Origin of the sequence: Hyphomonas sp. (assembly GCF_965284475.1) — a bacterium.
Classification (GTDB): Bacteria; Pseudomonadota; Alphaproteobacteria; order Caulobacterales; family Hyphomonadaceae; genus Hyphomonas.
The window spans coordinates 2,874,501-2,888,026 of the sequence record NZ_OZ260087.1 but is presented as its reverse complement, the minus strand read 5'-3'; the positions used below and the strand labels follow the sequence as shown (position 1 = coordinate 2,888,026).

The following is a 13,526-nucleotide window of genomic DNA, read 5'->3' as shown; positions in this document are numbered from 1 at the left end:
CATGACGCAGTTTCCCCAATCCTTCCCCGCCACCCGCATGCGCCGCCTGCGCCAGTCCCCCTGGATCCGCAGCCTCGTCGCCGAAAACACGCTGACCCCCGCCGATCTCGTCTGGGCCATTTTCGTGCATGATGGCGACGGTCGAACCCCCGTCGGCTCCCTGCCGGGCATAGACCGGCTCAGCGTCGCAGAGGCCGCCCTCACGGCGAAACGCGCCAGCGAGCTTGGCATCCCCGCAATCGCCGTCTTCCCCTATATCGGCCCCGAGGGGAAAGACGAGACAGGCTCCGGCGCGCTGAACCCTGACGGCCTCGTCCCCCGCGCCCTGCGCGCAATGAAGGATGCCGCCCCCGAAATCGGCCTCATCACCGATGTCGCCCTGGATGCCTATACAAGCCACGGCCATGACGGCCTGCTCGACGCCGACGGCACCATCCCGAATGACGCCACCGTCGAAAAGCTCGTCACCCAGGCCCTCGCCCACGCCGCCGCCGGCGCCGACATTGTCGCCCCGTCAGACATGATGGATGGCCGCATCGGCGCCATCCGCACGGCCTTTGACGAAGAGGGCTTCACCAACATGATGATCCTCGCCTATGCCGCCAAATATGCCAGCGGCTTCTACGGCCCTTATCGCGACGCCATCGGCTCGGCCAAATCCCTCAAGGGCGACAAGAAAACCTACCAGCAGGACCCCGCCAACAGCGACGAAGCGCTGCGCGAAGTTGCGCTGGATCTTGCCGAGGGCGCCGACATGGTCATGGTCAAGCCCGGTCTTCCGTATCTGGACATTGTCCACCGCGTCGCCACCACGTTCGGCGTCCCCACCCTCGCCTACCAGGTCTCCGGCGAATACGCCCAGATAAAAGCCGCCGACCAGAACGGCTGGATCGACGGCGACCGCGTCATGATGGAATCCCTCATGTGCTTCAAACGCGCCGGCGCGAGCGGGATCATCACCTATTTCGCGGAAGAGGCTGCGGAGAAGCTGGGTTAGCCTCCCACCAGACTCATCCTGAGCGACATCTAAGGATGATGCGCCCGAACAAAGCCCCACCACACTCGCCCAATCCTTCGATTTCGCTCAGGAAAAGCGCTTCGGAGGCGCGGTCTCACGGCCAAACCTCACCAAACCGTAACCCGCCCCCACGCCCCCCTTCACCGCCCATTCACCTGCGCAGTGCCATCTCATTCCTGACACGATCCCGGCCTACCCCTCGCCGGTCAATTCAGGAGCCTCCGATGATCCGCACCCTTTTCCTTGGCCTTGCCGCCACATGCCTCACCGCTGCACCCGCCCTGGCCCAGGACCGGTCTGAACAGGTCGCCACCTGCATGATCAGCCACGCCACAGAAGCTGACATCGCCCAGATGAAACAGCTCATGCTGCTGGCCCTGCAAGAGAAGAAGCAAGAGGCCACCGGCGTGCTCGGCACGCTCATGCTGACCGCCGGCGTCAACGCGTCGGGCAATTGCGGCGTCGGCTTCAATGAAGTGGGCACGCCCATGTTCGAATACGCCATGCGCCTCTATGGCGAGCATCTCGGCACTGTCGTCCTGGAACGCTCCCTCGATGCCATGGACCTGCCCATGCAATAGCGGCGCAGCGCGCTTCAGTGCTCTCGCGCCCCGACAAACAGAGCCATCACGCCGATCATCCCGGCATAGCGAAAGGCCGAATTGAGCGCGAGATCGATCATCACAGGCGACCGCCACAATTCATACCAGGTCTCCGCGATCACGATCCATCCGGCGAACAGCATGAACATGGCCACGCCGCAGCCGGTCAGCGCATACGCCTTGGCCCGCGCAAAATCCTCCGCATCGCCGACCCGCGCGGCCCACATCTGCCACGCTCCGAACAGGCACAAGGCGCCCGTTAACAGTTTCAACAGCACAATAAACAATGCGCCCAGCAGGATGACAACACCGCTGGTTGTCGCCCGGCCACTGGCCGGCACCGGGTCGAATGACGACATGGACGTGGCCGCCCCCACCGCCCCCATCGTGCCGCCCCAGTCAATCACATTGCCCAGCACACCAATGAGCGCCCACGCAGCAATGCTCAGAATCAGCAGAATTTTCACAATGCGCAACATCATGGCGTCCCCTCCAGATTACGAAATCTGATTATGGGACTGCTCCCGAACATCGCAAGCGAAATCCGCCCGCCCCCTAATACGACCGTTTCGGCGTCACCATGGATTCGGCGCGGTCGGCATAGAAGGCGTGGATCAGGCCCGGCAGCGGCCTGTCATCGCCCCATGTCATGTCATCCGCCCACACCACGGCCGAGCAGAAGTCTGACACAAAGGCAGAGACGCGCCCATTGCCGGGCACCAGGCCCACATATGTCTCCTCCCGCAGGCGATAGGCATGCGTATTGGTCTGGTGAAACAGGCCGAGTATGCAGGCTCGCTCCGCCGGCTCGGTATCTCGCGTCCAGTCCGGCCACGGACGGCCCTCAATAGGCGCGCCATCACAGATGCGGAACACGAACCGCGTCGTCAGGCCGGCGCAGTATTCCGGCGTCGGCAAGACCGTGTCGATACGCCAGTCTGCACTGTTCTCAGTCTGCAGGTTCTTCTCCCGCTGCGCATGGCCCGCGCCCGGCATTGCTAACGCATCGGTGCGCGCACTCGCCGTCCAAATCCCCAGACCAGCCACCGCCGCAATCACCGCCCCGCCCAGCACGAGCCCAATGGGCCCAATCCTCTTCATGCCGCCCCCCGATTCGTTTTATATACTAATCAGAACACAAATCAGATCATGAGTAAAATCCGCCTCATCGTTCGGCCCAGGCACGTTCTGGCCTCTCTAGCCCGCCCGCTCCCCCGATTCGACTTGCTCAGCATGAGCGCTCTCAAAGCGCCAAGCCCATAGGCCTCGCCAAACCAGGCAAGCTCATCCTGAGCGAAGTCGAAGGATGGAATGCAACAACGCCCCCTTTCCCCCATCCCGCGCACCGCATCCTGCAGTTCCCACTGCGCGGACCAGAAAACCTCTCCCACACCCTCCGTGCCCGGTGTATAATGCGTGCATTAGCCTTCGCGCTGCGACGTCCTGTTCAAGGTTGATCTCTGGGGCAACCTCTACATCAACCCGATTGGCGACGCCCTGCGCGACTCCGCGCTCTATCATTATGATGCGCCGCGCGTTCCCTCATGGGCCGCGTCCGCCTTCGCCTGCGGCCTGCCGGACAATATCGCGCCGCACGGCCTACTATGCCCCTGCACGGAGCATCCTGCCGCACACGGCCCGCGCGCCGCGCTGCGTACGCCCATGGCGCCGGACACGTCCTGGCTCCCGGCCGCACTACAAATTCAGCCCGCACCGCACCGGATGGCCCCGCCATGCCGGGCGCTGGTGCTGGCCGAAATGTCTAGAAGTTCACGCGGCGGGAAACGGCGCCATCCACGATCAGGTTCGCGCCCGTCGTGTAGGATGACAGCGGGCTCGCCAGGAACACGGCCGCGTCGGCAATTTCCTGCGGCGTGGCGCAGCGGCCTGTCGGATTGCGCGCATTCGCCTGCTCGAAGAATTCCGGCATATTGGTCTTCACCGTGTGCCAGATGCCGCCCTCGAAATAGACCATGCCGGGCGACACAGTGTTCACGCGGATGCCGATGCCCGCATACTGCCGGGCAAGGCCCTTGGCCATGTGGATCAGCGCCGCCTTGATCGGCCCATAGGACTCGCCGCGATCAGACTGCGCCGCCGACACGGACGAAATGATCACGAAGGCCGCGTCACCGGAGGCCTCCGCCGCCTTCGCCAGCAAGGGCTGTGCCGCCTCGAACGCATTCACGGCGCCCAGGATGTCCAGTTCGAAATTCTGTTTCCAGGCGGCCGCGTCATTGCCCTGCGCCATCGCGCCGGCATTGGAAATCAGGATATCCACCCCGCCGAGCGTCTTGCCCGCGTCCGCGATCCATTTTTTCAGCGCCGCGCCATCGGTTATGTCCACGGCCGCGCCCGTGGCCTTCACGCCCTGCGCCTCCAGTTCCCTCACCGCCTCGGCCACCTGGTCCGCATTGCGCGCGCACACGGCCACGTTCGCGCCCTCGCCGGCCAGCGTGTCCGCAATCGCCCGGCCAATCCCGCGCGTACCGCCCAGGATGATGGCATTCTTGCCCTTCAGATGCAGATCCAAAACCGTTTCCTCCATTTTGCTTATCGGTTGTTGAGCCAACCCTAGCCCGCCCGCGCCCGCGCCGCTAGGCACCCGGCCATGCTGGCCGCCACCCGCATTTCGCCCTAAGACAGGAGCCATGCCCCAACTCCTGATCACCTATCATTCCCGCACCGGCGGCACCCGCCAGATGGCCGAAGCCGCGGCAGAGGCCGCCCGCGCCGAATGCGACACGCTCCTCCTGCGCGCCGAAGAGGCCGGACCGGACCATCTGCTCGCCGCCGATGGCTACCTGTTCGCCGCACCGGAAAACCTCGCCGCCCTGTCCGGCGAGATGAAGGAATTCTTCGACCGCTGTTACTACCCCGTGCTGGGCCGCATCGAGGGGCACCCCTACGCCCAGATGGTCTGCGCCGGGTCGGATGGCGAGAATGCCGCCCGCCAGACCGCCCGCATCGCCACAGGCTGGCGCTTGAAAAAGGTCCAGCCCCCGCTGATCATCTGCACCCATGCGCAAACGCCCGAAGCCATCCTCGCGGAAAAGACCATCCCCGAGGCTGATCTGGCAAAGTGTGCAGACATCGGCCAGGCCCTCGCCGCCGGAATCGCCATGGGTGTTTTCTAAGGCGCTTCCGGCTGCTCCCTACTCAGGGCGCTTCCTGCCCGTCACCATGGCCCGGACCAGGTTTTCCCGGTGCGACAGGCTAGAGAACACAACACCGGCCACATGCAGGGCCACCAGCGCAAGGGTCAGGTAGACAAAGAAGCTGTGAAGCCCCTCCCACATCTCTTCCCCGCCTGCATGCTCGCCGGCCTCGTCCTCATCATCATCGTCATCATGGCCGCGCGCGCTCGCGTAGGCGGGGTCCGCCTGTTGCGGGCTGGCCGTAACTATACCCGCCAGCGGGCCCTTGTTATCCTCGATGGCATACAGCGCCATGCCCGTCCCGGCAGTGCCAGCCAGGCTGATCAGCAGTGCCAGAATCATCGCTCCACCCGCCGGATTGTGTCCGACGTGACGTTTTGCCCGGCCCGTCACCAGTCCGCCGAGATAGGCGCCAATGGCGGCAGGCGAGCGGACAAAACTGGAAAACCGCGCATGCTTCGGCCCGACGAATCCCCATACAATCCGGACCAGTACCGTCACAGCAACAGCATAACCCGCCCATAGATGCTGCTGGAAAAATGCGTCACCCGCGAAATAGGCGGTGAAGAATCCGACCACCAGAACCCAATGGCCGATCCGCACAATCGGGTCCCATACGCGTATCTTCTTGTTGGTTTCAGTGTCAGTCATGACACATTCCCTGTTCCAGACTTGGCGGTAAGGTCAGGGACGTGGCCTTGCGGTGCAATTCGTCATGTGACGGGGCAAGACACAACAGGGCAGACAGGAGGCTTCATATGTCGGATGACACAAGCGATCGGTGGCATCTCATCGGCCCGGCAGCCCTGTTTGCCCTCATTGCCCTGTTGATCGCGGCTGACCTTGTGATGGACCGGGGCGAAGGCGCCGGCTTCCTCCACCTCGCTGTGGAAAGCTTCGCCCTGTTCGTGGCTGCCACGGGCGCAGCCCTCCTGCTACGACAGTTCAGCCGGGTCCGGTCAGACCTCACTTTGGCACGCAGTGAAGCCAGTCAATGGCGCGCAGCTAACCGGGAAATTGTTCGCGGTCTTGGCGCAGCAATCCAGAACCAGTTCACGCTCTGGGAACTGACGGCGGCAGAGGCTGAAATCGGCCTCTTCCTGCTCAAGGGGCTCAGCCACAAGGAAATCGCCGATATACGCCAGACCAGCGAGCGGACCGTCAGGGAGCAATCGCGCGCCCTGTACCGCAAGGCGGGCCTGTCCGGCCGCTCGGCCCTGTCGGCCTTCTTCCTTGAAGACCTGCTGCCGGGCATCGCGCCATCTGCAGACAGCGGCGCTTACGTATCCCAGGTCTCGTAGTTTTCCCGCATATAGGCGAGGCCATCGGTGACGATCCGGGCCAGCACTTCCATGTCCACATCCGACAGCTTGTTGATATACAGGCAGGATGACCCGATCCTGTGCTTGCCGAGTTTCGCGAGCAGCTCGGACATGTCGCGGTATCCGGGCAGCACGTAGACGACCATCGACGCCTTGCGCGGCGAAAACCCGGTCATCAGGAAGTCGCCTTCCCGCCCGGTGGCATATTTGTAGTGATAGCGTCCGAACCCGATAATTGACGGGCCCCACATCAGGGGCGGCAGGCCGGTAATCTCCTCAAACCAGGTCAGCAGCGTTTCAGCATCGGCCTTGCGACCGGCATGGCTGATACCGGCAATGAAGTCCCGGGGCGAAACGTCCGTCGGCTGGGTCTTGTTCTCGGCCTTCGCCATGCCTGCGCTTGTCAGGTCTCGCTGGTCTTGAAATTCTTCTCTGTGGACTCCAGTCCAAGCCGCACCAGTGCTTCCAGCGCCACAAGGTTCACATCCTTCAGCGCCTTGATGAAGATGCAGGACTTGCCCTTCTCATGCTTGCCCAGCGTTTCCAGCGGCGCGGCAAAGTCCTCGAAGTCCGGCGAGAGATAGACCACGATATGCTTTTTTGCCGGCTCGAAGCCTGCCATCATGAACTCGCTCTTGCGCCCGCTCGGCATCTCATAGGCGTATCGGCCATAGCCAACCTTGCTGGTTCCCCAAATCGTGGCCGGAAGGTCAGTTGCCCGGCCAAACATGGCCAGCAATTCTCCGGATTCTGCCTTGCGCTGAGGATCGCTCAGGCTGGCAATATAGCGTTCAACACGGGTTTTCGGGGCTTTCAGGGCAGTATCTACTACGGTCATAAGGGGTGCGACTGAGTCCTTTATTGTGAGAGGAAAGACCACCCTACACCCTTGGGACAAAAAGGTCCAAAATATCCTGCACTTAGCCGATTTCGACCTGCGCTCCGAGATCCAGCAGCAGGATCAGGGCCACAGCCACGACCAGGAAAAAGGCCGAAAGGCCTGCATTCAGCCACACGGCACGCGTGGCATTCTTCTGCTCGATCCACTTGCGCGGCCGGATCTTGCACAGCCGGAACACAATCAGCGCCGACAGGACGAGGCTCGCCACGTTCAGCGACAGCAGCAGTGCCGCGCGCAACGCCAATCCGTATTCCCCGCCCCCGGCGAACAGGCCCAGCGCCGCACCGGGCGGCAACAGGGCGGCGGCGACCATTACCCCGACCAGCGCTTCGCCCTTGCCCTGCGTCAGCGACAGCGCCGCTGCGCTGCCAGCCGCAATGGCCAGCGCCAGCCCGTCCACGCGTACCTCCGCCCGTGACATCAATTCATGGCTCTCCAGGTTCAGCGGCAGCAGGAATGAGATCGCATAGGCTGTCGCCAGCGCGGTTCCGATGCCCAAGGCCAGCGTGATGCTGCCGCGTTTCAACAGGTCGGAATCGCCCAGCGCCGCGCCCATCGAAAAGCCGAGGATCGGCCCCAGCAGCGGGGCGATCACCATCGCACCGATCACCGCCGCGATGCCGTCGGAATTCAGGCCGATCGCCGCCACGATGGTCGACAGCACCACCATGATCAGGAAATTGCTGGTCAGGCGCGCGCCGTCGGAAACATCCGAGAATAATTCCTCGCGGGTCGCCTGATTGGCGCGGGCCGCCTTGTCCCCCTTGGCCTCTTCCAGTTTCGGCGCAGTGGCTTCAATCGGCAGCACCGTAATACGCCAGTCGTTGCGCCCCTCCAGCGCGGTCTGCAGATTGTCCATCAGAACCTGGTTCGTGCCTTCGCGCATGAACACAGAGATCAGGCAGCGGTCTTTCTGCTCTGTCTCCATGACGGCATAGTCAATCGGGTCCGCCGCCTTGATGGCTCGGATGACCGTGTCACAGGCTGCGTCCCTGGCGAGATGGATGTCGAGGCGCCGCACGGGCTATGCATCCCGCTTCAGGCGGGCAATCAGGCTGCTCGTATCCCAGCGCGCGCCGCCCATCGCCTGAACGTCGGCATAATACTGGTCCACCGTCGCGGTCATTGGCAGGCTCGCGCCATTCTCGCGCGCCGCCTCCAGCGTGATGCGCAAATCCTTGCGCATCCAGTCAACCGCAAAGCCATGCGCGAAATGGCCTTCCACCATCGTCTCCCAGCGGTTCTCCATCTGCCAGCTCTGGGCCGCGCCGCCGCTGATCGCCTCGATCACCCTTGCCGCATCCAGTCCCGCCTTCTCGGCAAAGTGCAGCCCTTCCGACAGGCCCTGCACGATACCGGCAATGCAGATCTGGTTGACCGATTTGGCCAGCTGTCCTGCGCCGCTGTCACCGATCAGGGTCATCTTCTTTCCGAAGGCAGACATTACCGGCTCGGCAGCCTTGAAAGCGTTTTCGTCTCCGCCGCACATGATGGTCAGCTTGCCGTTCACGGCGCCGGCCTCTCCTCCCGAAATCGGCGCGTCGACGAAATGCGCGCCCTTGACCTTGCACCGCTCATACAGTTCCCACGCAAGCCCGGCTGAGGCGGTCGTATGGTCTACCACGATCATGCCCGCGCCGAGGCTCGGCTCCAGCGCATCAAACACGCTGCGCACATCAGGGTCATCGCCGAGGCACAGGAACACGAATTCCGCACCAAAGGCGGCGGTCGCCGGGTCTTTCGCGACCTCGCCCTTGTGTGTCTTCTTCCAGGCAGCGCTCTTGGCACCCGTCCGGTTCCAGACGCTGACCTGGTGCCCGGCCCGGGCCAGATGCCCCGCCATGTGAAACCCCATCACGCCAAGTCCAAGGAATGCCGTACGCGCCATGTCTGTCTCTCCTGCTGTGACAGGCGGAGTAGATCAAATTTCATCGAAATCATACCCTTCGCCTAGACCTGACCTTCACCATGGCCTGCTATGAATTGCACATCGGATCAGAAGGACCGGATTTCGAGCGCATGGCAACTGCCACTCACTCTCGGCGATATGCGGGCAGAATGCCCGTCGCGCCCGCCCGTAAAACGGGCACCTGGAAGATGGCTTACGCCGACTTCCTCACCGCGCTCATGGCATTCTTTCTCCTGATGTGGATCGTCAGCGGCATCTCTCCCGAGGGCCGCGACGAGATCGCCAAGCACTTCAACATCAACGCCGCCCCGACCGCCCAGTCAGCCAGTGCTGAAACCGGGTCCGCTGCCGGCCGCCTGTTCACGGCGCTCAGCCAGCAGTCCGGCCTTGTTGCTGCGGGTGACAGCGTTGTCCTCGCCCGGGAAGCTGACGGCGTCCGCATCGATCTAGTCGATTCGGCCCGCTATCCGCTGTTTGATTCGGGCAGCGGGGCGTTCACGCCGGCCGGTCTCGCCCTCGCTGAGACGACCGGACGCATTCTGACGCAGTTTTCAGAGTCTCTTTCCATCGAGGGCCATACAGATGCCTTCGGTGGGGCGAGCTTCGCCTATTCCAACTGGGAACTCTCTTCAGACCGGGCCAATGAGGCGCGCCGCGCCCTGATCGCCGCCGGTCTGGCACCGGCCCGTATTCGCGCTGTCACGGGCCTGGCAGACACGCGGCCGCTGCTTGCAGGCCAGCCGCACTTGTCAGCAAACCGCCGGGTCAGCATACTGGTTCACACTCACGACTGATAACCTGTACGGGGGACAGTGCGCGCTGAAGAACCGGAGCCTTGATGATCGCTGACTTCCTGGCCCACTGGCCCATGTGGGCAAGCCTCGCGGTTGTTCTCGCTGCAATTGGTTTCTACATGACGGATCGCTGGCCGATGGAGCTTGTCTCCGTCGGGGTGATCGCGGCTTTGCTCCTGCTGTTCACGATTCCCGGCGCGCATGGCGCAGACGGCACCCCCATCAGCGCGGCAGAGCTTCTGTCCGGCTTCGGCAATCCGGCCCTCATCACCATCATGGCGCTGCTCGTCGTCGGCCAGGGCCTGTTCCAGACCGGTGCCCTCGACGGACCGACAAAGGCGCTCGTCGCCGGCTATGAAAAGCGCCCCGTTTCGACGCTCGTCCTCGCCTTTCTCGGCGTCTTCGTAACCAGCGCCTTCGTCAACAATACGCCCATCGTCATCATGTTCCTGCCGGTGATGAGCGCCATCGCCAAGCGCATGAACGCCTCCCAGTCGAAATTGATGATGCCGCTCAGCTTCGCCTCCATCTTTGCCGGCATGACAACGCTGATCGGCACGTCGACCAACCTGCTCGCCGCAGAGGCCTTCCAGCGGATCGAAGGCCGCCAGCTCGGCTTCTTTGACCAGTCGCCAATGGGTCTGATCCTAGCCGGCGCGGGCTTTATCTACATCGCCATCTTCTCGAAATTCCTGCTGCCCAACCGCCGCGGCCTCACCGACGAGCTGGCCCAGCCATCCGGCAAGCAGTTCGTCGCCCAGATCGAAGTCACCTTCGGGCACTTCCTTAAGGGTAAGAAACCCGTCGCAGGCATGTTTGCCGACCTGCCGGACATGACCGTCCGCATGATCCAGCGCGGCGAGCGGGCCTTCCTGCCGCCCTATGAGGACATCACCCTCCAGCCGGGCGACCTTGTCATCGTCGCTGCCACCCGCGCCGCCCTGCAGAACGTCCTCGCCCGCCAGCCGGATTTCCTCCAGCAGGTCTGGGAATCGGCCGGCGGCGATCTCGACGATAACAGCCGCCCCGGCGCGCTCGCCCTCACCGAAGCCGTGATTGCACCCGGCTCGCGCATGGTCGGGCGCACGGTCGAGATGCTCGGCTTCCGCCGCCTCACCCGTGCCGTCACCCTCGGCATCCAGCGCCGCAGCCGAATGATTCGCACCAAGCTCGGCGAAATCCGGCTCGAATCCGGCGACACGCTGCTGCTGTGCGGCCCGGTCGATGCCTTCAGGGAATTGCGGTCCAGCCGCGACATCATCCTGCTCGAATGGTCCCAGACCGAAATCCCGCTCACCACACGCGCCGTCGCCGCTCGCGTGGTCGCCCTCGCCATGGTCGGCCTGGCCGCCACAGGCCTCGTCTCGATCCTGCATGCCTCGGTCCTCGCCGCCGTCGCCATGCTGGTTCTCGGCTGCGTCAACACCCGCCAGGCCAGCCGCTCGCTTGACCTGCGCATCTTCCTCGTCATCGGCGCAGCCCTCGCCATGGGCATGGCGCTTGAAAAGACCGGCGCTGCAGCGGCCATTGCACATGCGGTGGTCAATTATGCCGCCCCGTATGGCACGCTTGCCGTCCTGTCGGCCCTGTTCATCAGCGTCGCCATCCTGACCAACCTGCTGACCAATGCCGCCACCGCGATCCTATTCTCGCCGATTGCCCTGTCGGCCGCGTCCGAACTCGGCGTCAGCGACCCGCTGCCGTTCCTTCTCGCGGTCATCTACGGGGCCAATTGCAGCTTCGCGACCCCCTTCGCCTACCAGACAAACATGCTCGTGATGGGCCCCGGACACTACAAATTCGGCGATTTCGTGAAATTTGGCGCACCGCTCGTTTTGGTACTTTGGTGTGTCTTTACGATCTTCGCCCCTTGGCGGTTTGATCTGTAAGTGTATCGTCTCCAATCATGAAGTTCACGGACTCCGATATTTTGCCAGCAGGGCTCGGGCGCTCGTTGCGTTTCTACGTGACGAACCCCAGCCCGTGCCCCTACCTGCCCGGCATGCGCGAGCGCAAGGCGTTCACCAATCTCGCCGTCAGCGATGCCGATTCCATCCACAATTCGCTCAGCCAGGCCGGTTTCCGGCGCAGCCAGACCATCGCCTACCGGCCCGCCTGCCCGCGCTGCAATGCCTGCCGCAGCGTGCGTGTGCCCACACGCGAATTCATCCAGTCCCGCAATGACCGCCGCGCCATGGCCCGCAATGCCTCGCTTGTGCGTTCGCCGGTCAAGGCCGAGGCCACGCGCGAACAGTTCCGCCTGCTCCGTGATTACGTGAAAACCCGCCACGACAAGGGCGGCATGTCCGAAATGACCTATCGCGATTATGCCACCATGGTCGGCGGCAGCCCGGTGCAGAGCCTGATCTTCGAGTATCGTGATGGCACCGATAGTGACGCTCCCCTGATCGCGGTCTCGATCACCGACGTCCTGCGCGACGGCTTCTCGATGGTCTACACCTTCTTCGACCCGCAACTGGAATCGCGCGGCCTCGGCCATTTCATGATCCTCGACCACATTCAGCACGCTCAGGATCTCGGCCTGCCGCACGTCTATCTCGGCTACTGGGTGAAGGGCAGCCCGAAGATGGACTACAAGCGCCGCTACAAGCCTCTTGAAGTGCTGGACGGCGACCGGTGGCGAACGCTAAGAGACGACGAATAGTCCCTGATTCATAACAGGGCGGGTCGCTGGGGAGGACCATGTCATGATCAACCGACGCAATATGGTCGGCGCAGGCCTGCTCGGCGCAGCCGGAGCTGCCGCCGCATTCGCCAATCCGGAATCGGCGCAGGTGCTCGCCCCGGCGAAGATCAACCGCAGCCGCCGCAAGTTCAACATGGTCACCACCTGGCCCAAGGGCCTGCCCGGCCTCGGCCGCGCCGCCGAACGCGTCGCCGAGCGCGTGTTCGCCATGTCCGACGGCCTGATGGAGATCAAGGTTTTCGCGGCCGGCGAACTGGTGCCCGCCTTTGAAAGCTTCGATGCCGTCGCCAACGGATCGGCCGACATGTATCACGGCGCCGAATATTACTGGACGGCCAAGTCATCTGCCTTCCCCTTCTTCACTGCCGTACCGTTCGGCATGACGGCACAGGAAATCATGGGCTGGATCGATTTCGGCGGCGGTCAGGCACTCTGGGACGAACTGTCCGCCCAGTTCGGCGTCAAGGCCATTCAGGGCGCCAATACCGGTCACCAGATGGGCGGCTGGTTCCGTAAGGAAATCAACAGCCTCGACGATCTGGTCGGCCTCAGGATGCGCATTCCCGGCCAGGGCGGCGACGTGCTGCGCGCGCTGGGCGGTTCCGCCATCGCCCTGTCGGGGGGCGAAATCTATCAGGCCCTCCAGACTGGCTCCATCGACGCCACCGAATGGGTCGGGCCGTGGAACGACTACGCCCTCGGCTTCCACCGCGAGGCGCCCTACTATTACGGCCCGGGTTTCCACGAACCGGGCGCCAGCCTCGCCGTCGGCATCAATCTCAAGGTCTGGGAAAGCCTCTCGCCGGGCGAACGGGCGATCATCACGGCGGCATGCGAGTCCACGAACCACACATCGCTTGGCGAGTTCACCTACCAGAATTCGGTCTATCTCGACCTGCTCGTGCGCGAACACGGCACGCAATTGCGGTCTTTCCCACCCGAAGTCGTTGCGCGCATGGCCGAGGCCGCCGCAGATGTCCGCGCCGCCAGCGGCCGGGACGGTATCGAAAAGCGCATCTATGAGAGCTTCGAGACAAGCCTGAAGCTCATGCGCGGCTGGGCGTCAGTTTCCGACGGCGCCTATTACACTGCCCGCGAACTCGGCAAATAGACTG

At 63.4% G+C, this 13,526-nt stretch carries 16 protein-coding genes; 8 read left to right on the top strand and 8 right to left on the bottom strand.

Annotation, left to right across the window (positions count from 1 at the left end):
* Position 1: 1 nt before the first annotated feature.
* Positions 2-997 carry a porphobilinogen synthase gene (gene hemB, locus ACQ66M_RS13995; RefSeq protein WP_430404562.1) on the top strand — a complete coding sequence of 332 codons (996 nt, stop codon included), beginning with the start codon at positions 2-4 and terminating at the stop codon, positions 995-997.
* Between the two features lie 245 nt (positions 998-1,242).
* Positions 1,243-1,599 carry a hypothetical protein gene (locus ACQ66M_RS13990; RefSeq protein WP_350171502.1) on the top strand — a complete coding sequence of 119 codons (357 nt, stop codon included), beginning with the start codon at positions 1,243-1,245 and terminating at the stop codon, positions 1,597-1,599.
* A gap of 14 nt (positions 1,600-1,613) precedes the next feature.
* On the opposite strand, the gene ACQ66M_RS13985 is transcribed toward ACQ66M_RS13990, so the two are convergent.
* From ACQ66M_RS13985 to ACQ66M_RS13975, 3 genes are all read right to left on the bottom strand, one after another.
* Positions 1,614-2,102, bottom strand: coding sequence for a DUF2165 family protein (locus ACQ66M_RS13985; protein ID WP_430404560.1), 489 nt, complete (start codon positions 2,100-2,102; stop codon positions 1,614-1,616).
* Between the two features lie 73 nt (positions 2,103-2,175).
* Entirely contained in the window at positions 2,176-2,721 is a 546-nt protein-coding gene (locus ACQ66M_RS13980) for a hypothetical protein (RefSeq protein ID WP_430404558.1), read from the bottom strand.
* A gap of 661 nt (positions 2,722-3,382) precedes the next feature.
* A complete protein-coding gene (locus tag ACQ66M_RS13975) occupies positions 3,383-4,153 on the bottom strand; it encodes an SDR family NAD(P)-dependent oxidoreductase (protein WP_430404556.1) in 771 nt (256 codons plus the stop codon).
* A 118-nt stretch (positions 4,154-4,271) separates the two neighbouring features.
* Here ACQ66M_RS13975 and ACQ66M_RS13970 point away from each other — a divergent pair, with 118 nt between their 5' ends.
* Complete coding sequence (locus ACQ66M_RS13970; protein ID WP_430404554.1) at positions 4,272-4,757, top strand: flavodoxin family protein; 486 nt, start codon at positions 4,272-4,274, stop codon at positions 4,755-4,757.
* An 18-nt stretch (positions 4,758-4,775) separates the two neighbouring features.
* Here the strand turns inward: ACQ66M_RS13970 and ACQ66M_RS13965 are convergent, their stop codons facing one another.
* Entirely contained in the window at positions 4,776-5,429 is a 654-nt protein-coding gene (locus ACQ66M_RS13965) for a cytochrome b/b6 domain-containing protein (RefSeq protein ID WP_430404552.1), read from the bottom strand.
* Between the two features lie 107 nt (positions 5,430-5,536).
* Here ACQ66M_RS13965 and ACQ66M_RS13960 point away from each other — a divergent pair, with 107 nt between their 5' ends.
* Positions 5,537-6,079 (top strand): helix-turn-helix transcriptional regulator, encoded by a 543-nt coding sequence (locus tag ACQ66M_RS13960; protein WP_430404550.1) that lies wholly within the window; start codon positions 5,537-5,539, stop codon positions 6,077-6,079.
* On the opposite strand, the gene ACQ66M_RS13955 is transcribed toward ACQ66M_RS13960, so the two are convergent.
* The 4 genes from ACQ66M_RS13955 to ACQ66M_RS13940 form a co-directional block, all read right to left on the bottom strand.
* Positions 6,058-6,492: a DUF1801 domain-containing protein gene (locus ACQ66M_RS13955; RefSeq protein ID WP_430404548.1), complete on the bottom strand. Its 435-nt coding sequence runs from the start codon at positions 6,490-6,492 to the stop codon at positions 6,058-6,060. The genes ACQ66M_RS13960 and ACQ66M_RS13955 overlap by 22 nt on opposite strands.
* Before the next feature lie 11 nt (positions 6,493-6,503).
* Positions 6,504-6,938 carry a DUF1801 domain-containing protein gene (locus ACQ66M_RS13950; RefSeq protein ID WP_350171494.1) on the bottom strand — a complete coding sequence of 145 codons (435 nt, stop codon included), beginning with the start codon at positions 6,936-6,938 and terminating at the stop codon, positions 6,504-6,506.
* An 82-nt stretch (positions 6,939-7,020) separates the two neighbouring features.
* A complete protein-coding gene (locus ACQ66M_RS13945; protein WP_350171493.1) occupies positions 7,021-8,022 on the bottom strand; it encodes a TIGR00341 family protein in 1,002 nt (333 codons plus the stop codon).
* 3 nt (positions 8,023-8,025) lie between these two features.
* Positions 8,026-8,889 carry an NAD(P)-dependent oxidoreductase gene (locus ACQ66M_RS13940; RefSeq protein ID WP_350171492.1) on the bottom strand — a complete coding sequence of 288 codons (864 nt, stop codon included), beginning with the start codon at positions 8,887-8,889 and terminating at the stop codon, positions 8,026-8,028.
* Positions 8,890-8,969: 80 nt separating this feature from the next.
* Here ACQ66M_RS13940 and ACQ66M_RS13935 point away from each other — a divergent pair, with 80 nt between their 5' ends.
* From ACQ66M_RS13935 to ACQ66M_RS13920, 4 genes are read left to right on the top strand one after another with little or no spacing between them, the layout of a single operon-like run.
* The gene (locus ACQ66M_RS13935; protein WP_430404546.1) at positions 8,970-9,704 is read left to right on the top strand and encodes a flagellar motor protein MotB; all 735 of its coding nucleotides are present in this window, start codon (positions 8,970-8,972) and stop codon (positions 9,702-9,704) included.
* A 44-nt stretch (positions 9,705-9,748) separates the two neighbouring features.
* The gene (locus ACQ66M_RS13930) at positions 9,749-11,593 is read left to right on the top strand and encodes an SLC13 family permease (RefSeq protein WP_430404544.1); all 1,845 of its coding nucleotides are present in this window, start codon (positions 9,749-9,751) and stop codon (positions 11,591-11,593) included.
* Positions 11,594-11,610: 17 nt separating this feature from the next.
* Positions 11,611-12,369, top strand: coding sequence for an arginyltransferase (locus ACQ66M_RS13925; RefSeq protein WP_350171489.1), 759 nt, complete (start codon positions 11,611-11,613; stop codon positions 12,367-12,369).
* A gap of 43 nt (positions 12,370-12,412) precedes the next feature.
* On the top strand, positions 12,413-13,522 hold the full coding sequence (locus tag ACQ66M_RS13920; RefSeq protein ID WP_430404542.1) for a TRAP transporter substrate-binding protein: 1,110 nt from the start codon (positions 12,413-12,415) through the stop codon (positions 13,520-13,522).
* Positions 13,523-13,526: the final 4 nt, after the last annotated feature.